At 31.5% G+C, this 314-nt stretch carries 1 protein-coding gene; it reads left to right on the top strand.

The window, feature by feature from the left end; all coding sequences use genetic code 11:
- The coding region (locus tag V7183_RS03755; protein WP_335358720.1) for a hypothetical protein at positions 1-250 on the top strand (250 nt) is incomplete at its 5' end.
- Positions 251-314 lie beyond the last annotated feature (64 nt).

Raw genomic sequence — 314 nt, 5'->3', positions numbered from 1 at the left:
ACATAGTAATATGGATACGTTTAACAAACGAATCATGAATATGATATCCGTTTCCAATCAAAGACGACTCAAAATGGATTCTTTCATTACATATAACATCTCTTATTATTTTATCGACATAGCAAGTTGCATTACCATTCGTATTGGGATATCATCTGTATTTGCGATAATGTATCCTGGTGCCCACCATTATCCTATGTTACCGAACGTTTTCGAGGTATTTCAAACCATGTTATTAGCATTGATTTAATTATATTTTACCCTAAAGCAATATATAACAATTTAAAGAGATTCAGGGTACCCTTTTGAAACAA

Source organism: Bacillus sp. JJ1127, from assembly GCF_036965845.1.
In the GTDB taxonomy this organism is placed as follows: domain Bacteria; phylum Bacillota; class Bacilli; order Bacillales; family Bacillaceae_G; genus Bacillus_A.
This window is presented reverse-complemented; position numbering and strand designations above follow the sequence as displayed.